This window comes from Exiguobacterium sp. SH0S7 (assembly GCF_004337195.1).
GTDB classification, from domain to species: Bacteria; Bacillota; Bacilli; order Exiguobacteriales; family Exiguobacteriaceae; genus Exiguobacterium; species Exiguobacterium aurantiacum_A.
Genome location: NZ_SJVA01000002.1, coordinates 328,076 through 354,431 on the forward strand (window position 1 = coordinate 328,076; position 26,356 = coordinate 354,431).

The window sequence follows — 26,356 nt, forward strand, 5'->3', positions numbered from 1 at the left end:
GAACGGGGACGTGTTTTGCCGTCTTGACATATGAAAAAGGTCCTCCGAACGAATCGGAAGACCTTGTCATCACGCCTCAGGGGCGGGTGTGGCTTGTTTCTTTTTATTGATTGTTAATTTTTTGAGCATGAGCCAGAGGTATGACGCGATGAAGATCGATGAATACATCCCCATGACAAGTCCGATGAGAAGCGCGACCGCGAAGCCGCGAATCGACTCGGCTCCGAAGATGTACAAAGCGAGCGCCGTCACGAGTACGGTGATGACCGTGTTGACCGAACGGACAATCGTCTCTTGAATCGACGTGTTGACGATATCGCGGTAGACGTTCATCGACTTAATCTTCCGCTCTTTTTCGTACGCTTGAATATTCTCGCGCACCCGGTCGAACGTGACGATCGTATCGTTGACCGAGTACCCGATGATTGTCAAGATCGCGGCGACGAAGTACAAGTTGACTTCGATCCCAAAAATCGAGAACGCGACGATCATGAAGAACGCATCGTGCAACATCGCGACGACGGTCGCGAGCGCATACGAGAATTGGAATCGGAACGTGATGTAGAGAATGATCCCGAGCGACGCAAGGGCGACCGCATAGACGGCGTTACGGGCGATGTCGCGACCGACTTCGGCTGATACGGTACTAATATTCGGATCACTTCCAAACGTTTCCGTAAATACAGTTTTAACTGAAGCGACTTCATCCTGGCTGAGCTGACCGACGAACGTCACGTTCGCAAGCGACCCGCCATCGGCATATTGAATCGAAGAAATTGACTCGTTGACGCCTGCTTCTGTAAAGGCGGCTTCAAGTTCTTGTTGTGACACTTGTGTCTCCGTCTGCACTTCGACACGCGTCCCTGACGCGAAGTCGATTCCAAGGTTTAACCCTCGGAAGAATAAAATACCGAGACCGATGATAACGACGGCACACGAAATGATGAACAGCGTGCGCATATGTTTCACATAATTTAATTCAGTGAGCTTAAAGTTCACGGATTTCACTCTCCTTCACACCAAACCAACCTTTTCGTTTGTCGAACAAGCGACTAGCGACGAGGAGGTGCATCAAATAACGTGAGATGAAGACGTTCGAGATGAACGTCATCGCAATTGAGATCATGAGCATGATGGCGAACCCTCGAACCGAGCTTGTCCCGAAGTAGAACAACACAGCGGCTGAGATGAGCGTCGTCAAGTTGGCATCGATGATCGTACTGAGCGAACGGCGGTTACCGGCGCGGAACGCCGACAGTACCGACTTGCCTGAGCGAAGCTCGTCTTTAATCCGCTCGGCCGTGATGATGTTCGCGTCAACTGCCATCCCGACCCCGAGGACGAGAGCGGCAATTCCTGGCAGCGTCAAGACGGCGTTGATACCGTTAAAGAACAACATGATCAAATTGATATACAAGACGAGCGTGATGATCGAGACGAGTCCAGGTAAACGATAGAAGAACAACATGAACAAGAAGACAGCTGCAATCCCGATGAGCGAAGCGAAGACAGTCTTATCGAGCGCGTCTTGTCCGAACTGGGCTGATACTGACGTCGAGTAAATCTCTTCGAGCTTGACTGGAAGCGCGCCGGCGTTCAAAATGTCGGCCAAGCGTTGTCCGCTTTCGGCATCGATATCGCCGCCCGAAATGATCGCTTTGTCAGATAGGATTGGTCCGTTGACCGAAGCATCTGAGACGATCTTCGAGTTCTCTTTTTGAATCTCTTCTTCATATGAATCGCCTTCTTCAAAGTCTAACCAGATGACGAGACGGTTCTCTGGGGCCGGACGCTCTGCGATTTTCGACGTCACTTCGCCGAACTGTTCCGCTGACTGGAGCGTCAACTCGACGACCGGGTTCCCTTGTTGGTCATAACTGATGGCAGCCCCACGTGGTGCGAGGTCTTTCCCATCGAGCAAGACGTTGTCATCGATGTCACGGAACGTGAGCTGCGCTGTCGACGACAGCACTTCCCGCGCATCATTCTGATTCGAGACACCAGCTAACTGGACACGAATTCGGTTCTCGTCTTCAATCCGGATATCCGGTTCAGAGACACCTAAGACGTTGACACGGTTGTTGATAGCGCGAACGGTTGCATTCATCGCTGATTGATCGATGACATCACCGTCTTCGAGTGGCTGGACTTCGTACAGCACTTCAAATCCGCCTTTTAAGTCGAGTCCAAGGTTCGTGTTCTTGACGACCCATGGCGTCGTGAACACAGCGAGCAAGATCGTTGCGATCATGATGACCGCAAAAATCGCGATATTCCCTTTTTTGTACATACGGCTATTTCCTTTCTAGATACGTGTTCTATATAAAACTTCTCCCGTTAACATTACAAATATTCTAAACATTTATCAATCGTTTTCCTAAAATTGTAACATCAACCTCGAGATTTTCTGGCTTTTTTGCCCGAACGACTAAAAGTTGCATTAGGGCAAAACTTGCGTTATGCTATGACTATCGAAAATATATCACGTTTGCAAAGGAGTCCTCTACAATGGATAGTACAATTATTTTCGCCTTTTTATTGACACTATTCGCTGGGCTCGCGACCGGGATCGGAAGCATGATTGCCTTCTTCGCGAAGCGGACGAACACAGCCTTTCTGTCAATCTCGCTCGGCTTCTCGGGCGGTGTCATGATTTACGTCTCGTTCATTGAGATCTTCCCGAAAGCGCTTGTCGAACTCGTCGGTGCCCATGGGGAAAAAGCCGGCACAATTTATACCGTGCTCGCATTTTTTGGAGGGATGCTTCTGATCGCTTTAATCGATAAGTTGATCCCCTCCCCTGAAAACCCGCATGAAGTCAAATTCGTCGAGACGATGCAAAACGATCCGTCGTCACAAGAACTGGCCACGACCGCAACCGCAACAGAGGGTGAGCCTGTGCCGTTAAATCAGGAGACAAAACAACGTCTTCACAAAATGGGTCTGTTTATGGCGCTCGCCATCACGATTCATAACTTCCCTGAAGGACTAGCCACGTTCATCTCCGCGCTCGACGACCCGGCCGTCGGTATCGCCATCGCGATTGCCATCGCCTTGCACAATATTCCGGAAGGGATTGCCGTGTCGGTGCCGATTTACTACGCGACCGGCTCGCGGAAGAAAGCGTTAAAACTCTCGTTCCTGTCAGGTCTAGCGGAACCGGTCGGTGCCATTGTCGGCTTCTTGATTTTGATGCCATTCTTGAACGATACGATCTTCGGTTTGTTGTTCGCAGCCGTCGGCGGGATCATGGTATTCATCTCGCTCGACGAACTGTTACCGGCCGCCCGTGAATACGGCCGAGCCCATCATGCGGTATACGGCATGGTCGCCGGAATGATGGTTATGGCAGCGAGTCTTGTTCTTTTAATGTAACGAAGACATGTGTCAATCTATGCACCTATCAATAAAGAGGTCGTTGAAACGGATTATCCGTCTCAATGACCTCTTTTCATTTCATAGATAGTAGTTCACTTAAGATGATTTTGTTCTCTACTCATCATTCAGAGTTTTTCTTCTTAAAAATTTCTAGCGCTTTAAAAAAAGCGATTCCTGTCAGCAATGAAATGTTTTTAAGGTTTAATACATTATTTTCAATCCAAATTTGTGCTAAAGATTCTCCACAACTTGCTCGAATCATCTCATCCGTGCCTTCATCATTTGCGACGGTCAACAATGCAATCTCTATTGCTTCATTGTTTGAAATAAAACCCAAATCGATAGCAGCATCGTCTCTTTCTGCATCATTTGCTGTCTTGTCTACTAATATCCCGATTAAATCGCTCGTATTGTCCACACTTAAACCCCTTTTCAATGCGGTGTAGAAGTCTTGAACAAGTGGACGAGATCTTTCAACTCGACCGACATATGGCTCATCGTCTCGGCGATGCCATTGATTTCTTGAATCGCGGCGAGCTGTTCTTCCACGTTCGCCCCCGCTTCTTCGACACTGCGTTGCGTCGAAACCGCGTTCGTCGACATGTCCTCGACCGAGACCGCGACTTCGGTCGTATTCGCACTGACTTCCTCTGTCGCCGCGGCAATTTCGCTCATCTGACGCGACGTCTCTTGAATGACCGACACGATTTCACGGAACGCCCCGGCGACTTCACCCATTTGGGCGACGCCGTTCGTCACATGACCGCTCGTCACGTCAAACGCCGCCTCAACTTGTTTCGTGTCGCGTTGGATATCGACGACGACCGCTTGAATCTTCTTGGCCGATTGTTTCGACTCTTCGGCGAGTTTACGGACTTCAGCGGCGACGACCGCGAACCCTTTCCCGTGCTCCCCTGCCCGCGCTGCCTCGATGGCGGCGTTCAAAGCGAGCAAGTTCGTCTGTTCGGTGATGGCCGTGATCGACCGGGTGATCTTTTCAATCTCAAGCGATTGGTTCGATAAACGTTCGACCATCTGTTGGGTCAGGTCGTTGGCCCGTTGAATCTCTTGCATCTGACTCTCGGCCAACTGAATCGTCTCAAGTCCGCCGCTCGCCGCCTCAAGTGTATGAATCGTCTGTTCATTCACACCTTGGGAGGCGGCAGCGATTTGATTCAAGCCGGTGACAGCCTGATTGACGCCAGACGTCCCTTCCTCGGCGCGCTTGGCCGACACTTGGGCCGCGATATTCATGTCTTCGAACAGTCCAGCCACGCCTTGAGTCGTCGTCGCGACGTGGTCCGTGCTCGCGTATAACTCTTCCGAATACGCCGTCACTTTATCCGAAGCAGCTCCGACCTGGCGGATCAACCCGACGAGGTTGTGTTTCATCTCGTTAAAGGCCGTCACGAGATCACCAAGCTCATCATTCGATTCGACGGCGATGTCTTCACCGGTCAAGTCCCCTTCCGCGACGACTCGTGCTTCACGGACGAGACGGTTGATCGGTGTTAAGAACAGTTTTTGGAGCGCATAGAGCGACAACAGCCCGATGGCGACACCGATGATACTGATGATGATCATCCAGACGATCGAGGTGCCGGCGTTTGCTTGCACAGCCGCCGTCTCATCGTCTAGCATCTCCGCTTGATGGGCGACGAGATCGGTGACCGTCATCCGGACCCGATCGGTCGTCGGGGTCACGCTCGTGTTGAGTACCGTCTTGTACCCGATCTCATCTTGTTGTTGGCGCAGCTCGATGGCACGTGCCATATCGGTATCGAGCAGTTGATTGAACTTCTCTAAGTCCCCGAGCCAACTGAGCACTTTGTCGTCAGATGAAGACTTTTTAAGTGCATCCATCAATTCGTCACGCTTTTGTTGCGACGCTTCTAAGCTGATTAACGTCTTCGGGTTCGAGACGAGTAAATAATAATTCAAGTAGCGCTCGGCATCTGTAACGGTCAACGCCAAATCTTCGGCGATCAACATGTCACGGAGACCTTCGTTCAACACCCGATCGTACTCAGCAGTGGCATTTTTTAATTGATAAGAACCGAGCGCGCCGACGAGGAGCAAGGCAATGATTGTCGGCACGAGCGCGATCGCCATCTTCCGTCGCATCGATGAACGGCCTTTCGTTCGTTTGATCGACGAACGTCCTTTCAGTCGTTTGACGCGAGCCCAACCTTGCCATTTTTTAATCGGTTGTAATAATCGTTTAACGTCCATGTCCGTTTCCTCATTTCCAATTTCTTCTCAACTTGACATTAATGCAAACGTTTTCACTAATCAATTTGATTTTTGGAAATGAGGTCGATGATTCGAGGGATTGATGAAGTTTGACAAAAAGCAGACACTTACCCTATGATACAAATCGTAACTATTACTATTTAAGAGGTGGAAGCATGACTGATCTGTCAACACGGGTATTAATCATCGGCGCCGGCGTTCACGGTATGACCCTCGCTGTATCTTATTTAGAACAAGGCGGTGCGTTAGAAGAGCTTCTGCTAATTGACGCTCACGATCAACTACTCAAGAACTGGAAGTCCCAAACCGCTCATATTGAAATGTCACATTTGCGCTCGACGCGCGTCCATCATATATCGTCTAATCCATACGCGTTGAAACAGTTCGCGGCGGCGAACGACTATGGCTCTTATCATTTCAAGGATACGTTCGGCCGACCGTCTTTAGCGTTGTTCAACGATCATTGTGATCAACTCATCGCGGACTTTAATCTTCGTTCTCGTTTTTTAGGCAATCAACCCGTCTCCTCGATTAAACGGTCCGGCAACGTCTACGAAGTGACGACATCGACTCGACGGATTACCGCCGAGACGGTCATCGTTTCGACCGGTCAATCGAGCTCGATGCATCTACCGGGCTTTGCGGACATCCCGACATGCCGACACGTCTTTTCAGCTAACGATCAGCCGGAACAATCGAACGTTACCGTCGTCGGCGGCGGGATCACGGCGTTACATTATACGGTATCGCGTCATAGTAAAGGCCATGACGTCACGCTCGTCACGAAGCGCCCGCTCGAGGTGAGCCAGTTCGACGCCGACCGCAGTTTCATGGGTCCAAAGGGGTTACGCGCTTTCCATCAGTTGGAAGACAACTGGATCGAGAAACGTGACTTCGTCAAGCAAGAACGAAAGCCTGGGACGTCCCCGAACGACCTCGTCTTGAAAGTGAAGCGGCTCGTGCAACTTGGTGAAATTCGACACATCATTGGAGAAGCGGTCCGTGACGGTGACCAGTTATTCGTCGACGGGATTGCGTTGCCGTCTGACGAGATCGTCTGCTGCACGGGGATCCGCCCGCTCCATCCGAAAGAGACGTTTTTACGGCCGCTCATGGAGCAGCTCGACTTACCGCTCACCCCATGCGGCACACCGGTACTTGATGCCTCACTCGCTTGGACAGACAACTTCTACATGACTGGCGCTTACGCCGACTTGATCGTCGGTCCGTTCGCTCGTGCCATCTACGGCGGTCAAGAAGGGGCTCGTCGTATCATTCCTCGCCTATTACCCGCACGAAAAAACGCCTGACCATATACTGGTCAGGCGTCATTTGCTTACTCAGCGAATGAAGAGTTTCCTTTTTTCGTCACTTCAGCAATCGCACTGCGATTGAACTTGAGAAGTGCTTGGTCGCATTTCAATGTGACTTCTGTGTCTTCGATCTGATGGACGACACCGTGAAGGCCGCCAATCGTCACGACATGATCGCCACGCTCAAGCGCATTTTGCATCGTTTGTACTTGCTTTTGTCGCTTCGTCTGTGGACGGATCAACAAGAAGTAGAACACGACGAAAATAAGGATCATCGGTAATAGTGCTACGAGAGTTTCCATTTGTAGAATTCACCCTTTCCTTCAATATCAGGTTCATTATACCGTGAAACCGATTCGTTGTCACATAATCGCTGTTAGAAGAATTAGAAATTCTTGGCGTTCGGTTTGTTATATCCATATTCTTCGAAGTACTCTTCTTTGAAATCGAGGAGACGGTCTTCGCGGATCGCTTGACGGACCTGCTCCATCAAATTCACGAGGAAATGAAGGTTATGCGTCGAGCAAAGGTGGAGACCGAACATCTCATCGGCACGGATCAAATGGTGCACGTATGCCCGTGAATAGTTCTTACACGTATAGCAATCGCACTTCTCATCGATCGGGCCAAAGTCCGTCTTATGTTTGGCGTGTTTGATCGTCACGCGACCTTTAGACGTCATGAGCGTGCCGTTACGGGCGATCCGTGTCGGCAAGACGCAGTCGAACATGTCGATCCCGCGAATCGAACCTTCGATCAACGCATCCGGTGATCCGACGCCCATCAAGTAGCGCGGCTTATCTTCCGGCATGAACGGTGTCGTGAACTCGAGCGCCCGATACATGACGTCTTTCGGTTCGCCGACCGACAAACCGCCGACCGCATAACCCGGGAAATCGAGTGAGACGAGGTCTTCGGCGCTTTGACGGCGAAGGTCTTCGTACTCGCCACCTTGGATGATGCCGAACAGCGCCTGGTCCTCCGGACGTTCGTGCGCCGCGAGGCAACGTTCGGCCCAACGGCTTGTCCGCTCGACCGACTTCTTCATGTATTCATGCGTCGCCGGGAACGGCGGGCACTCATCGAACGCCATCATAATGTCCGCACCGAGCGCGTTTTGGATTTCCATCGCCTTTTCTGGTGACAAGAACAACTTGTCCCCGTTCAAATGGTTACGGAAATGGACGCCTTCTTCTTGAATGTTACGCAGGTCAGCGAGTGAGAACACTTGGAAGCCGCCTGAGTCCGTCAAGATCGCGCCGTCCCAGTTCATGAACTTGTGAAGTCCGCCCGCTTGCTTGACGACCTCGTGTCCGGGACGAATCCATAGGTGGTACGTGTTCGATAAGATGATGTTCGCACCCATCGCTTTCACTTGTTCAGGTGCCATCGTCTTGACGCTCGCCTGCGTGCCGACCGGCATGAAGACAGGCGTCTCGAACGAGCCGTGCGGCGTATGGACGATCCCGTGCCGCGCTCCTGATTGTTTACACGTGTGGATGTGTTCGTATGTGACTGCATGTTTGGTCATTTGTTTTCTTCCTTCCTCGTAATGAGCATCGCGTCTCCAAAGCTGAAGAAGCGGTATTCGTTTTCCACCGCGGTTCGGTAGGCGTGTAAGATGATGTCGCGTGACGCGAACGCCGAGACGAGCATGACGAGCGTTGACTTCGGCAGATGGAAGTTCGTGATCAGTCCATCGATCGCCTTCAACTCGACGCCAGGGTAAATAAAGATGTCCGTCCAGCCCGATGACTCGACGAAATCCCCGTGATCGCGCATGATCGTCTCGAGCGTCCGTGTCGACGTCGTTCCGACCGCGAAGACGCGGCCGCCGCTCGCGCGGACGTCACGGAGCGCCCGTGCCGATTGCTCGGACAGTTCAAAGTACTCGCTATGCATCGTATGCTCTTCGATCGTATCGGCCGTGACCGGGCGGAACGTCCCGAGCCCGACGTGAAGTGTGAGCGGGATCAAGTTGACCCCTTTCGCCTGGGCAGCCTCGAGCAATTCTTCTGTGAAATGAAGACCTGCCGTCGGTGCGGCCGCACTGCCGCGTTCGCGGGCGTAGACGGTCTGGTAGCGGTCTTGATCGTCAAGCTGTTCGCGGATGTAAGGCGGGAGCGGCATCGTGCCGAGCTCGTCTAAAATCTCATAGAAGATCCCGTCATACTCGAACTTGAAGCGGCGTCCGCCTTCCGGGAGCTCCTCGACACATTCGGCCCGGAGCAATCCGTTCCCGAATTCGACGATGGCGCCGACGCGGACTTTCTTCGCCGGTTTGACGAGCGCTTCCCAGACGTCATCTTCGGTCTGCTTCAAGAGCAGCAGCTCGACTTTGCCGCCCGTCTCTTGTTTCGCCCCGAACAGACGGGCCGGCAAGACACGTGAATCGTTGACGACGAGCGCGTCGCCTGCTTGTAAATAGTCGAGCACGTCACGGAAGTGGCGGTGCTCGATGTCACCTGTGTCACGGTCGAGGACGAGCAAACGTGAGCTCGTCCGATCAAGGAGCGGGACTTGGGCGATCAATTCTTCTGGCAAGTCAAAATCATAGTCGTTTACGTTCAATTGAATATCTTGCATCATTTACTCCTCTTCGTATCCAAAATGCGTCTTAGCGTATTGTGTGATCATGCGTCCTCGCGGTGTCCGCTGGAGGAAGCCTTGTTGTAACAAGTATGGTTCGTAGACGTCCTCGATCGTCTGGGCGTCTTCACCGATTGTCGCGGCGAGCGTCTCGAGCCCGACTGGACCGCCGCCGAACCGTTCGACCATGGCCCGCAAGAGCCGATGGTCGACCTCGTCGAGCCCGAGGGCGTCGACGTGCAGGCGATCGAGCGCACTCGATGCCATGGCCGGGTCGATTTCTTTCGTCCCTTCCACTTGCGCGAAGTCACGGACACGACGCAACAGCCGGTTGGCGATCCGTGGCGTCCCGCGTGCGCGTTTGGCGATCGCGCCGCTCGCTTCCGGTGAGATCGACAGACGGAACAGCTGGGCCGTCCTGCTGACGATGGCCGCGAGTTCGTGTGCCTCGTAATACTCAAGTTTGAGCGTCACCCCGAAACGGTCACGGAGCGGGGCCGACAACATGCCGGCCCGTGTCGTCGCGCCGACGAGCGTGAACGGCGGCAAGTCGATGCGGACGCTGCGCGCCATCTCGCCTTGCCCGTAGACGATATCGAGACAGTAGTCTTCCATCGCCGGATATAAGATCTCTTCAATCGTCCGGCTGAGCCGATGGATCTCGTCAATAAACAGGACGTCTCCCGGCTCGAGCGTTGACAAGATCGCTGCTAAGTCGCCGGGCCGTTCGATCGCGGGGCCGGCTGTCGTCTTGATGCCGACGCCCATCTCGTTGGCGATAATTTGCGCGAGCGTCGTCTTCCCTAGACCGGGTGGCCCGTAAAGGAGGACGTGGTCGAGCGTCTCGCTCCGCATTTTTGCCGCTTGGATAAAGACGGATAAGTTCCCTTTCGCCTTCTCTTGTCCGATATACTGCTCGAACCGTTGCGGACGCAGGCTCCACTCTTCAGAGTCTTCATACTGTTGGTGGGATTGTGACAACAATCGTTCGTCCATAGGTTCCTCCTTATTTCAACAACAATTGCAGGGCGCGCTTTATGTAAGCGTCTGTCGTCAATATTTCTGAATTCAACTCTTTACGGACACGTGTGATCTCACGTTCCGAATAACCGAGAGCGGCGAGCGCTTCACACGCTTCGTCAAGTTCTGACGAGCCTTGTGCGAACAAGCCTGTGTTCGGCACGTAGTCCGGTGCGAGCTCTGACAACTTCCCTTTTAAATCGAGCGCCATTTGTTTGGCCGTCTTCTTGCCGACGCCCGGGAACTTCATCAAGTACTTCTCGTTCTCGGTCTCGATTGCGTCAATCAACGCGTCCATGTCGCCCGAGGCGACGATGGCGAGCGCGCCTTTCGGTCCGATGCCGTTGACGCCGAGCAGTTTATTGAACAGTTCGCGCTCCCGGCGTGACCGGAAACCGTACAGCGTCTGTTGATCTTCTCTGACGTAATGGTGCGTAAACACGATTACATGTTCGTCTTGTTCACGATAAAAAAACGGGTTAGGCACATGTACTTTGTAGCCGACGCCCGAAACATCCAACGTTATATATTCCGCACACACGTAGGCGACGGATCCTTTTACGAATTCAATCACTTTGTTATCTCCTCTTCATAGGAAAACTGCATTCATTGTACCATAGAAAACGTCGTGAAAAAAGGACAGGCGATCGCCTGTCCGTTATCTCGCTAACATCCGCTCAAGGGCGAGCGTTGCCCATTTCGTCGTTTCCTCATCGACACGAATGATGTTGACCGGATCCGTCTCGAGCGACTCGAGCGCCCACAACAGATGCGGCAAATCGATGCGGTTCATCGTCAGACACGGACACATGTACGGGTTGAGGGAGACGATGTCTTGCTCGGGATGCGTCATTGCTAGTCGATTGACCAAGTTCATCTCCGTCCCGACGGCCCACTTCGTCCCCGGAGCGCTCGCCTCGATCTGGTCGATGATGTATGACGTCGACCCGGCCTCGTCCGCCGCCTGCACGACGTCAAACGTACACTCGGGATGGACGATGATGCGTCGTTCCGGGTCATGCTTCCGCAACGCCTCGATTTGGGCGACATTGAACTTCTCGTGGACCGAACAATGCCCTTTCCAGAGGATGACCCGTACGTCTTCGATGTCGCCCTCGTAGTCGAGACGCTCACGAAGCGGGTCCCAGACGGCCATCGCCGCCAGCGGCACACCGAGATCAAACGCCGTGTTGCGCCCTAGGTGTTGATCTGGCAAGAACATAATCCGTTCGCCAGTCTCGAGTGCCCAACGGACGATGTCGTGGGCGTTTGACGACGTGACGGTCGCACCGCCGTTCTTTCCGACGAACGCCTTGATCGCTGCCGTCGAATTGACATACGTGATCGGGATGATGTCGTCACCGAACAAGTCGGTCAATTCCTCCCAAGCAATCTCGGTCTGGTCGATATCGGCCATATCCGCCATCGAACAACCGGCCCGCATGTCCGGCAAGATGACGAGTTGGTCGTCGCGTGTCAGCATGTCGGCCGTCTCGGCCATGAAATGGACGCCGCAAAAGACGATAAACTCGGCCCCATTCATTTGTTCGGCGAGTCGTGCGAGCTGGAGCGAATCTCCGGTCGCGTCCGCGAACTGGACGACCTCATCCTTTTGATAGTGATGTGCCGGTAGAAACAGCCGGCTGCCGAGCCGTGCTTTAATGGCTTCGATCCGTGCTTCCATCTGTTCGATCGTCATATTAGCGTATTGTGCTGGCATCGTTCCGAGTAACTGCATATTTGACCCCTCCTTTAAGATTTAAGCTGCAATCGAGAGCCGTCACCGAATTCGTCAACTGTCCGACCGAGATGACGTCGACGCCCGTACCGCGGTAGGCGGCGATCGTGTCGACGGTGATCCCACCCGACGCTTCCGTCGTGATGTGGGACGGCACGAGCGCAACCCACGCCTTCAACTCTTCCGGTGACCGGTTATCGAGCATGATGATGTCAGGACTTGCCGCGATCGCCTCACGCAACTGCTCGATCGTCTCGACCTCGACTTCGATCGGTGTCGTGTGCCCGTTTTGAGCTCTCGCCGCTTCGACGGCCCGCGTGATGCCCCCTAGTGCCGCAATATGGTTGTCTTTGATCATGACCGCATCGTCAAGACGCAGCCGATGGTTGTACCCCCCACCACATCGGACGGCGTATTTTTCAAGCATCCGCAGTCCCGGCGTCGTCTTCCGCGTGTCGGTGACCCGGATCGCTGGGTCGGCGAGCGCCTCGACACAGCACCTTGTCAGCGTGGCGATGCCGCACATGTGTTGCACGAGGTTGAGCAGTACCCGTTCCGTCTCGAGGATCGTCCGCGTCTTGCCCCGCAAAGCGAACATGACGTCACCTTTTTTCAAATCCGTCCCATCGTCACGGCACTGTTCGACGACGAGCCGCTGCATCGCCGCGAGTTCCATCACGACGTCAACACCGGCGAAGACCCCGTCCGCCTTGGCGGTGACGACGGCTGTCGCCCCGTCGAGCGGGTCGATGAGCGCGCTCGAGGCGTCTCCAAATCCGATATCCTCAGTTAGAAATTGTGTGAGCTGTTCGCGCAGTAACGTTCTGTTCATGGAACTCCTCCGTTCTCATAAAGGCGCGTGCTAAAATCCGGCCCGCCTCAAGTTGTAATGTTCGTTCTGCCAATTGTCTTGTCACGTGTTTCGTCCGTGCCAGTTGTTGGGTATTTTCTAAGAAACTTCTCATTTCTCCAAACTCAGGCGAGATTGTCAGCCAGTTGCCTAATCGCCGACGATACGCTTGAAACGCCTCCTTCGATAACTCATAAGCGGTCACTTCAGTCACCGTGAACGGCCTTTCTTCAAGTCGCACCGATGCAGCGACCCGTTTTCCGAACACCCAGCATTCAAGTAGTGAATTAGAAGCCAACCGGTTCATCCCGTGAACACCCGTGTCGGCGACTTCACCGACCGCGTAAAGCCCGGCCACACCCGTCGATCCGGTTTCATCGACCCGCACCCCGCCCATATGAAAATGCAGACCCGGCCGGACCGGGATGCGAGCGACGTCGATCCGTTCGGCCTGACACGTCGCCCACAATTTCGGGAACCGGGCCGCAATGTCTTTGACGCGACTCGTATCGAGATAGACCGGGCCGCAGTGACGCGTGAGCACGGCCGCCACTTCATCACGGGGCGCCAGACTGCCTAGCGGATGGTGCCGCATCACGTGACACCCGTCCTCATCGACGAGTTCCGCACTCGCACCTCGCAGCGCCTCGGTCACGAGGTGCGGCGTCTCGACCGCTAGCAGTGTCGGATGAAACTGAATCTCGGTCAAGTTGGAAAGTTCGGCACCGGCAGCGCTCGCCAAGACGAGTCCATCCCCCGTCACGGCCCGACAGTTCGACGTCCAATCGACGAGCCCGCCGATGCCACCTGTCGCCAAGACGACCGCGCCCGCTTGAATATGGATTCGTTCGTCACCTTGGAAACCGGTCGCACCGACGACTCGGCCTCCCGTTTTTGTCAGTCCGTCGATCAAGACGTGCTCCATCACTTCAACGTTTTGCGGGAGCCGTTCCCGTAACGCGGTCATCACATGACGTCCGGTCTCGTCACCTCCGACGTGGTAGATCCGATGTTTCCCGTGGGCGCCTTCTCGGCCGATCTTATACCCGGACTCGTCCCGGTCGAACGCAACACCGAACCGCTCCATCTCTGAAACGACACCACGGCCGTCCTCGACGAGCGTGACGACCCGGTCCGCTTGCGCCGTCATCTTGGAAGCGACGAGCGTATCGTGTGCGTGATCGAGACTCGACGGCTCCAAATATGAACTCGCGATCCCGCCTTGGGCGAGGTCAGAGTTCGAGGAGGTCACGTCACGTTTTGAGACGAGGAGGATGCGGTACGTCTCCGGCAAATGGAGTGCCACCGTGACCCCGGCCAACCCCGCCCCGATAATCAAAACATCGACTTGTTTTAATTGTAAAGACATCTGTATATCACCTGTATTTCATATGTAATGTTGACTTGTAAACTAGTTTCGCATAATTTTGTGAAGAAGACAACATGAGAAAAGGGGATACTTCGATGAACGGTTACTTTGACTACGCGGCGACACACCCGATGACCCAACCCGCCCTTGACCATTACGTCGCCATGGCCAAAGGCGTCCCCGGCAATCCCTCGTCCCTTCATACGCATGGGTTCATAGCCGAGGACTATTTGACAGAGGCGCGCCGGCTCGTCAAGCAGGCGCTCGGTCTCGATATGCTGAGAGGGAAGCTGTTGTTTACCGGGAGCGGCTCGGAAAGCAATTACATCGCGCTGACGAGTCTGCGCAAACGCATGAAAGGCAGCGAAGTCATCACGTCCTGGCAAGAGCACGACTCGGTCTCGCTCCTCCTCGACGAGTGGGAAGCTGAAGGTGTGATCGTCCATCGCCTCAAGCTGAAAGACGGCCAGTTCGACCACGACAAGTTCCTCCACTTGCTCGATCGTGATATCGGACTCGTCACGTTTCAGCACGTCAACTCGGACACCGGCTGGATTTTGCCGCTCCATAACATCCTCTGTAAACTTAAATATAAGAAAGTACTGCTCCATATCGACGGAGTACAAGCGCTCGGAAAAATACCGGTCTCGGTCGACGGGATCGACGCTTACTCGTTCAGCGCCCATAAAGTCGGCGGGCCGAAAGGAGTCGGCGGTCTCTATATGGAACGTCTATTGCCTCCACCCTACTACCCGGGTCACCATCAGTACGGCATCCGTCCCGGGACGATTGACGTGCCCGGCATCTCTGCGTTCGTCAAGGCGTTCACCAATCGGCACGAGAATCGGACACGTCACGAAAGAAATTTCTTAGCGTTTCGTGCTATCTTGAAAGAGAAGACATCGTCACATGTTGACTGGCTCGAGTTCGACGACCAAAGTCCGGCCATCCTCTCATTCGTCTCGGACAAACGGGACGGCCAATGGTGGATGACCGAACTCGACGCACTCGGCTTCCAAGTGTCGGCCGGCTCGGCTTGCCGGGCCGGTCAAAACGGACCGAACCGCATGCTCGAATCACTCGGCTATGAGACGAGCGCCTGCCACGGGCTCGTTCGAATTTCCTTCGGCGAACAGACAACCGCCGAAGCCACGGCGGCACTCGCCGATGCCATCGTCACTTTAGCAAGGAGAGTTGAACACCATGAACAAACGTTTAGCCGGTGAAGAACGCCGGCGCACTTTATTGGAATTGATTGAAGCGAGTACGGAACCGATCACCGGTTCCGAGCTCGCCCGCCGCGTCGCGGTCAGCCGCCAAGTCATCGTCCAAGACTTGTCGCTCTTGAAGGCGAAAGGCCACCAAATCGTCGCGACCGCCCGCGGCTACGTCTATCTACCCGGCGAGGCGTCACCGTCCGCCTACACACGAAAAGTCGTCTGTCGGCACGAAGCCGAGGACATGGAAGCCGAGATGAACGCCATCGTCGACGAAGGTGTCACGATTCGTGACGTCATCATCGACCACCCCGTCTACGGGTCGCTGACTGGTCAGTTGATGGTGAAGAGCCGGCGCGACGTCCGGGCCTTCCTCGAACGCGTTGAGGCCAACCAGGCTGCCCCACTGTCCCATTTGACGGGTGGGCTGCACATTCACACGCTCGAAGCCGACAGTGCGGACGCGATCGATGCCGCCGTCTCTGAACTTGAGCGCCTCGGCGTGCTCGTTTCCGAACTCGACTAAAAGATGTCACGCCTTTGTGACATCTTTTCTTTTGCTTTCCTAGTTTGTCCGTTATACTGATGGATGGAACAAATTCCCTACTACGTATTGAAAGGAGTGATCTGTCATGTGGCACTTCCTCGAGCAACTCTTGGCCGGATGCGGCGTCTTCAGTATCCCGCTCGGCATCTTCATCCAAGTCATCCCAAACGAGCTCGTCCTCGCATACGGCGGTTATCTCGTCGGTTCCCTTGACGCGTCATTCCTGTTCATCTTTTTGCTCGCTTGGTCGGCTTTCGTCGTGACCCAGGTCGCATTGTATGGGATTGGCCGCTACGGCGGACGACCGGTCGCCCTGCGATTGTATCGCTCGTTTCGGATCAAGCAGGAGAAACAGCTTCAAGCCGAGTCGTGGTTTGAGAAGTACGGGGCGTGGATCGTCTGCCTCAGCGTGATTTGGCGTCAATTGTTCGCCATCAGCGCCGGCGTGATGCGGTTGTCGTTCCGTAAATTCCTGACGATGACAACGATCGTCTTTGCGATCTGGTCGTTCGTCTTCGTCAAAGTCGGCATGATGCTCGGCAGTAATTGGCGATATATCGGCGAATACACACACGGCCTGTTTCCTTATATCGGGCTCGGCATCGGCATCTTCTTTGTCGCCCGCTATATCCGCTCACATCCGAACTTCATGAAAAAGTCAGCCTGAACAAAAGTTCGGGCTGACTTTTTTTAAATAGAGGGTAAACTGATACGTATGGCGAATACGTCATAGTGAGGAAATCAATCTATTTCTAAAGCACAGAGACAGCAACCGTCAAAGGAGGAATTTTCATGTTCCATCGTCGAAAAACGTATACGATCCGTCCCGAACGCTTGCAAGAATTCACTGAGTTTTTCCATACATACCTGTATCCGATTCAGGTATCGCACGGCGCACGGCTCGTCGGCCGTTGGGTGACCGAGGACCAAACCGAGGTCATGGCACTTTGGGAATACCGCGACCGTGAGCACTATGAACAAGTCGAACGCGATTACCGCTCGAGCGCACTCCGTCGCGAGGCGATGAAGAAGCGGGCCCGTCTCGGGAAAGACTTGTACATCAAGTCGAGCGAAGAGTTCATGATGCCGACCGGACACTACACCCCGCCGCGCACGATCGTCTCCGTGACCGCCTACATCACGAACGATGACGGCGAGGTGCTGCTCGTCAAAAACACGCACCGGAGCGACACGTACGAGATGCCGGGCGGACAGGTCGAAGAACACGAATCGATCATCGATGCGATCCATCGTGAAGTGAAAGAAGAGACCGGGGCCGACGTCGAAATCGACGGCATCATCGGGATCTATCAAAACGTGTCGTCACGCGTCCTCTGCGTCTCGTTCCATGGGCGTTACGTCTCGGGCGACCTTCGTCCGCAAGCAGGCGAGACACACGAGGTCGGCTTCTTCCCGATCGATGCGTCGAACGTGTCGGACTACATCAAACGTGACCACTTCCAGATGCGTCTCATTGATGCGATCGACCCGACGTACATCCCGCACGCAATCTACAAGGTTCGTCCTTACGAGTTGCTCGAGCGCGTCGAGCGCCACCATACCGTCTAAACAAAAAGGAGATCGCCACGTGGCGATCTCCTTTTCTTATGCCTGTTCAGCCGATTCGGATTGACTCGTTTCGACTAACAGTTTGCGAATGCGTCGTTTTTCGACGTGGAGAACGGTGAACGTCATGTCGTCATACGTGACACGCGCACCTTTCTCTGGGATGTCGCCGAGCAGCTCGACGATCCAACCACCCATCGTGTTGGCATCTACTTCAGGTTCTTTAATCCCCATCTCGTCAGCGAACTGATCGACGTCCATGTCGGCCATACACTCGTATACGCCGTCTCGAAGCCGTCTCAAGTAGACGATCGATTCGTCGTGCTCGTCCCAAATATCGCCGACGAGCTCTTCAAGCATATCCTCGAGCGTGATGAGACCAGCCGTCCCACCAAACTCATCGAGGACGACAGCCATGTGTGATTGTTTTTGCTGCAGAATCGGGAGCAGTTCGATCAATTTCGTCTGCGGTGACACGTACGTGAGCGGACGAATGAGTGAACGGATATCCGTCACTTCGTCTCGCATCATCGAACGAAGGAAGTCACGTTCCGACAACACCCCGATGACGTTGTCAATCGAGTCTTTATACACCGGGAGACGAGAGTGCCCCCCGCTAAAGATCGTGTCTTTGATCTCTTCGAGCGTATCGTCGATGTCGACGGCGAGGATGTCGATCCGCGGCGTCAACACGTCATCGACGGTGATGTCGTTGAAAGAGAAGGCGCTATGCACCAGTTCGGCTTCTTTCTCACCGAGCACTCCTTCTTCTTCACCCATATCGACGAGCACTTTCAACTCTTCTTCCGTCACCGACGGTTCTTTGTCGGCCATCCCGATCATGCGAAGCGTCAAGCGCTTGAGACCTGTAAAGATCATCGTGACCGGCTTCAGGATTTTAACAAGGAACAACAAGATTCCGCTGATCAAAAGTGAATACTTTTCAGCGAATTCTTTGGCGAGTGATTTCGGCAAGATCTCACCGAAGATCAAGATGACAACGGTCGTCGCGAACGTCGAGACAATCAAGCCGGTCCCACCCGAGAATATACTCGTGGCGATCGCCGTCGAAACGGTCGCGGCACCAATGTTGACGATGTTGTTCCCGACGAGGATCGTCGAGAGCGTATCGTCAAACCGGTCGACGAGGTGGAGAACGCGTTTGGCGCCCTTGTCCCCGTCTTCACTCATCCGGATCATCCGGACGCGGTTCACGCTCGAGAGCGCGGTCTCTGCTGAAGAGAAGAAAGCTGACAAAAATACTAGAACTGCATAAAGAATTAAACTAGACGAGGGCACAGGGTCCACGTTTACTTCACACTCCATTTCCTATTTAAAAGATTATTCGACAAATTCGAATTCAAAGTCAGAGATCGCAACGACGTCGCCATCTTGAGCACCTAGCTTACGAAGGTCCTCATCGACGCCCATTTGACGCATCTGACGGGCGAATCGTTTGATCGAGTCATCGTGATCGAAGTTCGTCATCTTGAATAGTTTCTCGATGCGCGGCCCCGTGATCACGAAGCGTTGGTACTCATCGACATGAATCTGATACCCTTTCTCTTCCTTCTCGTAACGATAGACGACACGTGGTGTGGCTGTTTTCGCTTCGAGCTCTTCAAGTGGGAATTCAGGTGTCGCGTCGACGAGATTAGCTACTTCGATGAGCAAGTTGCGAAGTCCTTCTTTCGCGAGTGCCGAAATCGGGAAGACTTTGACGTCATCGCCGACTTTCTGTTGGAACTCTTTAAGAAGTTCTGGCGCATCCGGCATATCCATCTTGTTGGCGACGACAATCTGTGGACGCTCGAGGAGACGTAAATTGTACGACTCGAGCTCACGGTTGATCGTCGTGTAGTCTTCAAACGGGTCACGTCCTTCGATCCCACTCATATCGATCATATGGACGATGACTTTCGTCCGTTCGATATGACGCAAGAACTGGTGACCGAGACCGACGCCTTGGCTCGCACCTTCGATAAGTCCAGGAAGGTCGGCCATGACGAAGTCACGGTCGTCAGCTGTTTTAACGACACCGAGGTTCGGTGTGATCGTCGTGAAGTGGTACGCTCCGATTTTCGGACGTGCCGATGAGACGACCGACAAGAGCGTCGATTTCCCGACTGACGGGAATCCGACGAGACCGACGTCGGCGAGGAGTTTCAGTTCAAGACGCAACTCGCGCTCTTGGCCCGGTTCCCCGTTTTCAGCGATTTCTGGTGCCGGGTTCGACGGTGTCGCAAATCGACAGTTTCCGCGTCCACCGCGGCCGCCTTTAGCGATCGTGGCCCGTTGGCCGTGCTCGGTAAGGTCGGCAATGACAGTATCCGTCACTGAATCGAAGACGATTGTGCCTGGCGGGACTTTGACGACGAGCGGCTTCGCTTTACGTCCGTGCATCCCTTTCGACATTCCTTTTTCACCGTTATAGGCGATGAACTTCTTCGAGAAGCGGAAATCAACGAGCGTCCGTAATCCTTCTTCTACTTCAAAGACGACGTCGCCACCGTGACCACCGTCACCACCTGCTGGTCCACCGTCTGGAACATACTTCTCGCGACGGAACGCGACCATTCCTTTACCACCGTCTCCAGCTTTTACAAAAATATTCACCTGATCGACAAACATTTAATTCCCTCCTTTTAAACGAAACGTAGAACATTCTACAGTCTGTTCGTGCACTTCGTCTGACGTGAACACATCTCCCGGCACGTTGCCGAAGACGCGAACCGCCAGTCCGTCCGTGAACGTCACATGAATCGGTCCATCCGTTCCTGACAGAAGACGGACAAGTTTATCCGCCACGCGTGCGTCGTCCAACGACGCACGGTCGGTCGATACCTTATAGGTCAACCGCCCTTCCCAATTCGCCTGTATGATGACGAGACTAGTCGCCGGCATATTTAAGCGAACGAGCGCACTCTCCTCGTCGGCGTGCTGACGATAACGTTCGTACAGCTCCTCGAGTCTATCAGGCTCGAGCGCCGCATACAAGGAGATCATCTGAAGCCGATTCATCCATTCGTGACGGACGGTCGATAATAATTTCAGCGTTGCCTGTGAGTCCATTTGATCCTCTCCTAGTAAAAAAGACTCTAACCAAATAAGTGGCTAGAGTCTTTTGCGTGGTTCTACTTACGCAACTGGGTAAACGCTCACTTGTTTCTTGTCGCGACCAAGACGCTCGAAGCGTACTACGCCGTCAACTTTAGCAAACAATGTGTCGTCGCCACCACGGCCGACGTTTTCACCTGGGTGAATTTTCGTACCGCGTTGACGGTAGAGAATCGATCCAGCTGAAACTGTCTGTCCGTCAGCGCGTTTAGCGCCGAGGCGTTTCGAAATCGAGTCACGACCGTTTTTAGTCGATCCAACTCCTTTTTTCGATGCGAAGAACTGAAGGTTCAATTGTAACATGAGGTCCACCTCCTATTGTTCAATTTGGATATAATCACCGTAACTTTGGGCGATCGTGTCTAGTTGCACGAGCATCCCTTCTAATAACAGCTGGGTGCGAGTCATATCCTGCGGTGATAGTTCAGGATATGTCTCGACATAAAAGTAACCACCCTCTGTTTTGTCTGCCATTTCTACAAGAAGCGACTGGCCTGCGAGTACCTCAACAGCGTTATACGCCCCAAAAATGATAGCGGAAACGCCGGCACACACTAAGTCAGAACCGGGTTCAGCAAAGTTGGCGTGACCTGTCACTTCGACGGAACGAATCGACTTCGTCTCGTCTCGTCTGACCGTTACTTGAATCATAGAAATTACGCTTCGATTTTCTCGATGCGAACTTTCGTGTAAGGCTGACGGTGACCTTGCTTACGACGGTAGTTTTTCTTAGCTTTCATTTTGAAGACAGTGATCTTTTTCGCGCGACCGTGTTTAACGACAGTTGCTACTACTTTAGCGCCCTCTACGAATGGAGCTCCGACTTTAACATCGTCACCACCAACGAAAAGAACTTCACCGAATTCTACAGTACCCTCGACATCAGCATCGAGTTTTTCGATGTAGATCTCTTGACCTGCTTCAACTTTGATTTGCTTACCACCAGTTTTGATGATTGCGTACATATACGTGCACCTCCTTATTAAACTCAGACTCGCCATCCAGGGCAGGGCGAAACCGTTTCAACCCGTTCTGTGCGGTTGTAGCCATTTGGGTGCTTCCAAACGAACTAACGTTATAGATATTACCACTCTCGCGCGAGGCTTGTCAATGACGAGATACGAAGTTCTCACATTCCTCGAGTGTACCATGAAAAGCGACGCCGGGCTCTCCTTCTATAAAGAACACATGAAGACCTGACGCGTCCCAGGCCCCGTCTTGCCACTTCGCCGGCAGCGACAGTACGACCGCCTCCCGTTTTCCGTCTAGCTCCATGAGCGTGCGTTCAATCCGCGAGAACACGGCCAGCTTCGACGGTGCACCGTTATACGTCATCCGGTCTTGAATCGAACGTCCGGTCCGCTCGCGCGATAGTTCGAACAGTCCCATCCGTGTGAAGCCGTACACTTCGACACGACGTGGGTCACGGGCCCCGAGTTCTTTCATTCGTTTCAAAAGTCGGTCTTGTCCGTCTTTTGACCCGCGTAAAAAGTCGATGACGACCATGCCGCCGATATTGCGCAGGCGGAGCTGTTCCATAATCGCATACAGCGCCGCCTCATTGATCGTGTCGGCGGCGCGCCCTTTGTCTTTGACGGCGACGTTCTTGCCGCTGTTGACGTCGATGACAGTCATCGTCTCGACTTGTTCGACCAAGACGTAAGACCCGCCTTCGAGCCAGACGACACGGTTCCCGAGCTTCTCGATCGCTGTGTCTAAACGCGCGGCTTCTTTCATCCGGCCTTTGCCGATGTGGCGTTCGACCGGGACGTCGAGCCGCTTCAAACGCTCTTGCGCCTCTTTATCGTTCAACAGTACCGACTCGACCGAATGACGCCGGACGAACTGCTCACAGAGCAGTTCGTCTTGACCGCGGCGCGCCGTCTCGACGTCAGCTGCCCGGGCCCGCAACAAGGCCAGCTCCTCGCGAAGCGCCTCTGGACTGGCTTGTCCTGATTCGGTCCGGAACAACACACCTTCCGCCTCATTGAGCGTGAACACTTTCGACAACTGGTCCTGCGTAGCGAGGTCGAGCTTGCGGCTGAACAACTGGCGCCGTCCATACGGGAAGTAGACGAGATAGCGCCCTCCGAACCGAATGTTCTCGGTCACTTTGTGGTGCTTGCCCCCGATGCCCTCTTTCGTCACTTGGACGAGACGTTTCTCCCCGACGACGGCCGCCTGACCGATACCCGGGACTTCCGGGTAGGCAGCGAGCGCCCGGAGCGTCTCGGCGATCGGCAAGAAAAATGTCGTCTCGCCGTTGACGAGGAAAGCGGCACCGAGTGACGGATGAATCCGTTCGATCGCGGCTTCAAGGATCGTCCCGACCGAGAGCTGATCGACAAAGCGCTCCTCGACTTCAAGCAGACGCTCGCCGTCGACGAGCATGGCCCGCTCGATTGACGGGGTCCGTTCATAGATGAGTTTCATACGAGCACTCCTTTCGACACAAAAAGGCAACTTTCGTTGCCTTAGACTTTTTTCATTCCAAACTTCAATAGCAATCGTGCCCAAAATCCGGTCGGTTGTTGGTCCGTCTGGATGGACATGAGCGGCACCGACTCACCGAGAATACGGCGTGTGATGTTGCGATACGCTTGTCCGGCGTTATTGTCCGGGTTCATTGTCACCGGGACACCCCGGTTTGCCGCGGCGATGACTTCTTCATCATCGACGACGACGCCGAGCAGGTCGATCGACAGGATGCGCATGATGTCATCGATGTCGAGCATGTCGCCCGATGCGACGAGATGATTCTTCACGCGGTTGACGATGAGTTTAGGCGCCGCGACGTGTTCCGCTTGTTCGAGCATACCGATGATGCGGTCCGCGTCTTGGACGGCCGCCTTCTCAGGCGTCGTCACGACGATAGCCTCGTCGGCGCCGGCGATGGCGTTCATGAATCCTTGCTCGATTCCGGCCGGGCAGTCGATCAAGACGAAATCATATTCCGTCTTCAACTGGTCGATGATCTCTTTGACTTGCTCCGGTTGGACCGATGTCTTGTCTTTTGACTGGGCCGCCGGCAACAGGTACATCTCTTCGAACCGTTTGTCACGGACGAGCGCTTGGGGCAACTTGCACTGCCCGTTGATGACGTCGACGAGGTTATAGATGCTCCGGTTGTCGAGTCCTAGGATGATATCCAAGTTCCGTAGACCGATGTCCGTATCGACGAGACAGACCGAGTGTCCGGACAATGCGAGACCCGTCCCGAGGTTAGCGGTCGTCGTCGTCTTGCCGACGCCACCTTTCCCCGACGTCACGACGATGGCCCGACCTTTCTTCACTTCTTTTGCTGTATGTACAGGCTCTACTACTTGCTCCATCAAACTCACCCTCTCTGTAATTCCATTGCATATGCGTCTTTAAGCCCTGTCATGACTTGGCGGAGACGCGTCATTTCAATGCCATGATTCGTCTGATACGCGCAGCCCATCTCGATCTCTGGCATCTCGGCATCGTCGTCTGGCGTGAGCACGTGTTCACCGATCGCTAGAAACAGCGGATGCAATAGGCTTGCGGTAATGACCGCGTCCTCCCATCCTTCGACACCGGCCCGGACATTTCCTCGTATCGTGCCTAAACAATAGATACTTCCCGTCGCCCGAACTTCAGACCCCGGATTGACGTCGCCGACAATGAGCACCGAACCCTCAAACGAGAGCACTTGCCCGCTGCGGATCGTACCGCTATGGTAATGGAACGTCTTTTTCCCGTAAGTCGCTTTCGCCTCTTCGGTCAACATGACCTCGCTCGACAGCTCCTCGATATAAAAAACGCCATGACGAGCAACGACTTCACGAATTTGACGTGACAGCTCCTCGTCCAAATAACGAGTACCCGCGTGCAACTTGAGTGCAATCTCCCCAGAGGGCGGCTCCATTTCTTGTAACGTGGCCTCAAGCTCTCCGAGCACCTCATCGACGCCACTCCGTGGATTGAAGTGGATTGCAATACCGTTGCGATGTCCTTTTATCGTAATGTGTCGTTTACGCTCCATCATGGCTACCCTCTTTTCGCTACAGGGCGCACCGCCACGTATCGCGTCATCGGATAATAAAGAATCGCGACGGCGATCACATTGACGACGAGCGTCCCTGGAATCTGTTCAACTAATAGTGTTTGTATGGTAATCGTCGTCCCACCGACCGCTGCCATGATACCGTATATCCCGAAGGAGAAGACGAGAATCATGAACGTGAACGTGATGACGACCGAGAAGAAGTTCTCACCTATATATTTTAACACGAAGCTGACTAAGAGAGGAATGAGTGAAAAAGTAAATAAGTAAATTCCGAGCAAGTCGGTGTAGACGATGTCATACAATAACCCGAATACGAGACCGAATCCGAGTGCCGACTCAAACCGGCCATACAAACCGACGTACATTAACCCAATCAACGTCAAATACACGAACGGCGTCGCGTAGTGCCATGAAAAGATGGCAGCCCATGTCCCTTCAATAAGAAAGAGGAGGAACAGGGCGATGAACACTTTCATGTTACTCACCCGCTGCTCCTCCTTCCTCGGGACCCGTCAAAAACGGTTCGTCTAGCGTTCGATCGATGACAAACATTTGCGAGAACTCGTTGAAGTCCGCCTCTGGCGTGATGCGGGCAACTTGAGACACACCATATTCATCGGTCTCGATCGACTTCACCTTACCGATGACGAGACCGGCCGGATAACGTCCGCCGAGCCCTGACGTCGAGACGATCTCGCCTTCTTTCAACTTGACGCTGTTCGAAACCTTTGTGAAAAAGAGTTCGTTCGTCTCGCTGTCGAAGCCGTCGATCGTTCCGTACGCCGCCTTACCGTCCGCATCTTTGACGACCGCAGAGACGTTGTTCGTCCGGTTGTTGTCGCTCAGGAGCTGAACTTGTGACGTATAGGCGCTCGTTTGAATGACGCGCCCGACCATGCCGCCAGCGGCCGTCACAGCCATGCCTTTTTCAACGCCGCGTTCTTGCCCGACGTTGATCGTCACATAGCGCTGCCAGTCGTTCGGCGTGCGCCCGATGACCTCTGCCGGAATCAAATCAAAGTCACGGAGCGAGCTTTCGCCCGCCTCGACCATTTGACGCAACTCCTCGTTCTCACGGCGCAGGTCGTCAGCTTCGACAGACACTTCGGCGTATTTCGTCAAATGTTGCTTCAATTCACGGTTCTCTTCATAAATTTCACGGACGTTCGAAATCGAGGACACGGTACTATCCATCCAGCCGATCGGCACCGTGAACACCCGTTGGAACGTTCCGACCACATCACGCGTGACGTCTTGGTACCAGGCGGATTCCGACCGTCCTCGAATCGAAACTCCTAAAATGACAAGAAATAAAATGATACCGATCAGCGTGATGATGAGCTTTTTATTACGTACAAACCGGCTCATC

29 protein-coding genes and 1 other annotated feature are annotated in these 26,356 nt (G+C 53.9%); of the genes, 6 read left to right on the forward strand and 23 right to left on the reverse strand.

Annotated features, from left to right (window positions below; all coding sequences use genetic code 11):
* Nucleotides 1-69: 69 nt before the first annotated feature.
* Nucleotides 70-999, reverse strand: coding sequence for a protein translocase subunit SecF (gene secF, locus EVJ22_RS15690; RefSeq protein WP_131443438.1), 930 nt, complete (start codon nt 997-999; stop codon nt 70-72).
* Nucleotides 989-2,290, reverse strand: a complete 1,302-nt coding sequence (gene secD / locus EVJ22_RS15695; RefSeq protein WP_084813086.1) for a protein translocase subunit SecD — start codon at nt 2,288-2,290, stop codon at nt 989-991. Before secD ends, secF begins: the two co-directional genes overlap by 11 nt.
* A 218-nt stretch (nt 2,291-2,508) precedes the next feature.
* Between secD and zupT the strand changes: the two genes are divergently transcribed.
* On the forward strand, nt 2,509-3,375 hold the full coding sequence (gene zupT, locus EVJ22_RS05380) for a zinc transporter ZupT (protein WP_071399453.1): 867 nt from the start codon (nt 2,509-2,511) through the stop codon (nt 3,373-3,375).
* Between the two features lie 124 nt (nt 3,376-3,499).
* Here zupT and EVJ22_RS05385 read toward each other — a convergent pair whose 3' ends face one another.
* Both EVJ22_RS05385 and EVJ22_RS05390 read right to left on the reverse strand, forming a co-directional pair.
* Complete coding sequence (locus EVJ22_RS05385; protein ID WP_131443439.1) at nt 3,500-3,796, reverse strand: hypothetical protein; 297 nt, start codon at nt 3,794-3,796, stop codon at nt 3,500-3,502.
* Nucleotides 3,797-3,810: 14 nt separating this feature from the next.
* Nucleotides 3,811-5,610: a methyl-accepting chemotaxis protein gene (locus EVJ22_RS05390; RefSeq protein WP_071399451.1), complete on the reverse strand. Its 1,800-nt coding sequence runs from the start codon at nt 5,608-5,610 to the stop codon at nt 3,811-3,813.
* Between the two features lie 176 nt (nt 5,611-5,786).
* Between EVJ22_RS05390 and EVJ22_RS05395 the strand changes: the two genes are divergently transcribed.
* The gene (locus EVJ22_RS05395; protein WP_071399450.1) at nt 5,787-6,941 is read left to right on the forward strand and encodes an FAD-dependent oxidoreductase; all 1,155 of its coding nucleotides are present in this window, start codon (nt 5,787-5,789) and stop codon (nt 6,939-6,941) included.
* 26 nt (nt 6,942-6,967) lie between these two features.
* Here EVJ22_RS05395 and yajC read toward each other — a convergent pair whose 3' ends face one another.
* From yajC to EVJ22_RS05435, 8 genes are all read right to left on the reverse strand, one after another.
* The gene (gene yajC / locus EVJ22_RS05400) at nt 6,968-7,246 is read right to left on the reverse strand and encodes a preprotein translocase subunit YajC (protein ID WP_070327676.1); all 279 of its coding nucleotides are present in this window, start codon (nt 7,244-7,246) and stop codon (nt 6,968-6,970) included.
* 83 nt (nt 7,247-7,329) lie between these two features.
* Nucleotides 7,330-8,475, reverse strand: a complete 1,146-nt coding sequence (gene tgt, locus EVJ22_RS05405) for a tRNA guanosine(34) transglycosylase Tgt (protein WP_070327677.1) — start codon at nt 8,473-8,475, stop codon at nt 7,330-7,332.
* Nucleotides 8,472-9,515 (reverse strand): tRNA preQ1(34) S-adenosylmethionine ribosyltransferase-isomerase QueA, encoded by a 1,044-nt coding sequence (queA, locus tag EVJ22_RS05410; RefSeq protein WP_083274023.1) that lies wholly within the window; start codon nt 9,513-9,515, stop codon nt 8,472-8,474. The genes tgt and queA overlap by 4 nt, the downstream gene beginning before the upstream one ends.
* Before the next feature lie 18 nt (nt 9,516-9,533).
* The gene (gene ruvB, locus EVJ22_RS05415) at nt 9,534-10,529 is read right to left on the reverse strand and encodes a Holliday junction branch migration DNA helicase RuvB (RefSeq protein WP_071399448.1); all 996 of its coding nucleotides are present in this window, start codon (nt 10,527-10,529) and stop codon (nt 9,534-9,536) included.
* Nucleotides 10,530-10,539: 10 nt separating this feature from the next.
* Nucleotides 10,540-11,127: a Holliday junction branch migration protein RuvA gene (gene ruvA / locus EVJ22_RS05420; protein WP_070327680.1), complete on the reverse strand. Its 588-nt coding sequence runs from the start codon at nt 11,125-11,127 to the stop codon at nt 10,540-10,542.
* 84 nt (nt 11,128-11,211) lie between these two features.
* Nucleotides 11,212-12,291, reverse strand: coding sequence for a quinolinate synthase NadA (gene nadA / locus EVJ22_RS05425; RefSeq protein ID WP_131443440.1), 1,080 nt, complete (start codon nt 12,289-12,291; stop codon nt 11,212-11,214).
* Nucleotides 12,254-13,123 carry a carboxylating nicotinate-nucleotide diphosphorylase gene (nadC, locus tag EVJ22_RS05430; RefSeq protein WP_131443441.1) on the reverse strand — a complete coding sequence of 290 codons (870 nt, stop codon included), beginning with the start codon at nt 13,121-13,123 and terminating at the stop codon, nt 12,254-12,256. The genes nadA and nadC overlap by 38 nt, the downstream gene beginning before the upstream one ends.
* The gene (locus tag EVJ22_RS05435) at nt 13,077-14,510 is read right to left on the reverse strand and encodes an L-aspartate oxidase (RefSeq protein ID WP_233589611.1); all 1,434 of its coding nucleotides are present in this window, start codon (nt 14,508-14,510) and stop codon (nt 13,077-13,079) included. Before EVJ22_RS05435 ends, nadC begins: the two co-directional genes overlap by 47 nt.
* A 95-nt stretch (nt 14,511-14,605) precedes the next feature.
* On the opposite strand from EVJ22_RS05435, the gene EVJ22_RS05440 reads away from it, so the two are divergent.
* The 4 genes from EVJ22_RS05440 (at nt 14,606) to EVJ22_RS05455 (ending at nt 17,843) form a co-directional block, all read left to right on the forward strand.
* Nucleotides 14,606-15,736 (forward strand): cysteine desulfurase family protein, encoded by a 1,131-nt coding sequence (locus tag EVJ22_RS05440; RefSeq protein ID WP_233589612.1) that lies wholly within the window; start codon nt 14,606-14,608, stop codon nt 15,734-15,736.
* On the forward strand, nt 15,714-16,253 hold the full coding sequence (locus EVJ22_RS05445; protein WP_070327684.1) for a transcription repressor NadR: 540 nt from the start codon (nt 15,714-15,716) through the stop codon (nt 16,251-16,253). Before EVJ22_RS05440 ends, EVJ22_RS05445 begins: the two co-directional genes overlap by 23 nt.
* Before the next feature lie 106 nt (nt 16,254-16,359).
* Nucleotides 16,360-16,941, forward strand: coding sequence for a DedA family protein (locus EVJ22_RS05450; protein ID WP_131443442.1), 582 nt, complete (start codon nt 16,360-16,362; stop codon nt 16,939-16,941).
* A gap of 125 nt (nt 16,942-17,066) precedes the next feature.
* Complete coding sequence (locus EVJ22_RS05455) at nt 17,067-17,843, forward strand: NUDIX domain-containing protein (protein ID WP_071399443.1); 777 nt, start codon at nt 17,067-17,069, stop codon at nt 17,841-17,843.
* 36 nt (nt 17,844-17,879) lie between these two features.
* Here EVJ22_RS05455 and EVJ22_RS05460 read toward each other — a convergent pair whose 3' ends face one another.
* The 11 genes from EVJ22_RS05460 to mreC form a co-directional block, all read right to left on the reverse strand.
* Nucleotides 17,880-19,166 (reverse strand): hemolysin family protein, encoded by a 1,287-nt coding sequence (locus tag EVJ22_RS05460; protein WP_071399442.1) that lies wholly within the window; start codon nt 19,164-19,166, stop codon nt 17,880-17,882.
* A gap of 15 nt (nt 19,167-19,181) precedes the next feature.
* Nucleotides 19,182-20,471: a GTPase ObgE gene (gene obgE, locus EVJ22_RS05465; RefSeq protein WP_070327688.1), complete on the reverse strand. Its 1,290-nt coding sequence runs from the start codon at nt 20,469-20,471 to the stop codon at nt 19,182-19,184.
* A complete protein-coding gene (locus tag EVJ22_RS05470) occupies nt 20,472-20,912 on the reverse strand; it encodes a Spo0B domain-containing protein (RefSeq protein WP_070327689.1) in 441 nt (146 codons plus the stop codon).
* A gap of 66 nt (nt 20,913-20,978) precedes the next feature.
* Nucleotides 20,979-21,260, reverse strand: coding sequence for a 50S ribosomal protein L27 (gene rpmA / locus EVJ22_RS05475; RefSeq protein WP_016508537.1), 282 nt, complete (start codon nt 21,258-21,260; stop codon nt 20,979-20,981).
* A 12-nt stretch (nt 21,261-21,272) separates the two neighbouring features.
* Nucleotides 21,273-21,608, reverse strand: coding sequence for a ribosomal-processing cysteine protease Prp (locus tag EVJ22_RS05480; RefSeq protein WP_070327690.1), 336 nt, complete (start codon nt 21,606-21,608; stop codon nt 21,273-21,275).
* 5 nt (nt 21,609-21,613) lie between these two features.
* On the reverse strand, nt 21,614-21,922 hold the full coding sequence (gene rplU / locus EVJ22_RS05485; RefSeq protein ID WP_070327691.1) for a 50S ribosomal protein L21: 309 nt from the start codon (nt 21,920-21,922) through the stop codon (nt 21,614-21,616).
* A gap of 15 nt (nt 21,923-21,937) precedes the next feature.
* Nucleotides 21,938-22,009 (reverse strand) — a sequence feature (ribosomal protein L21 leader region).
* Between the two features lie 55 nt (nt 22,010-22,064).
* Nucleotides 22,065-23,390: a ribonuclease E/G gene (locus EVJ22_RS05490; RefSeq protein WP_131443443.1), complete on the reverse strand. Its 1,326-nt coding sequence runs from the start codon at nt 23,388-23,390 to the stop codon at nt 22,065-22,067.
* Nucleotides 23,391-23,431: 41 nt separating this feature from the next.
* The gene (gene minD, locus EVJ22_RS05495; protein WP_071399440.1) at nt 23,432-24,289 is read right to left on the reverse strand and encodes a septum site-determining protein MinD; all 858 of its coding nucleotides are present in this window, start codon (nt 24,287-24,289) and stop codon (nt 23,432-23,434) included.
* 5 nt (nt 24,290-24,294) lie between these two features.
* Nucleotides 24,295-24,963, reverse strand: a complete 669-nt coding sequence (locus EVJ22_RS05500) for a septum site-determining protein MinC (protein WP_233589613.1) — start codon at nt 24,961-24,963, stop codon at nt 24,295-24,297.
* A gap of 5 nt (nt 24,964-24,968) precedes the next feature.
* Nucleotides 24,969-25,463 (reverse strand): rod shape-determining protein MreD, encoded by a 495-nt coding sequence (gene mreD / locus EVJ22_RS05505; RefSeq protein WP_084813088.1) that lies wholly within the window; start codon nt 25,461-25,463, stop codon nt 24,969-24,971.
* A gap of 1 nt (nt 25,464) precedes the next feature.
* Nucleotides 25,465-26,355, reverse strand: coding sequence for a rod shape-determining protein MreC (mreC, locus tag EVJ22_RS05510; protein WP_070327696.1), 891 nt, complete (start codon nt 26,353-26,355; stop codon nt 25,465-25,467).
* Nucleotide 26,356 lies beyond the last annotated feature (1 nt).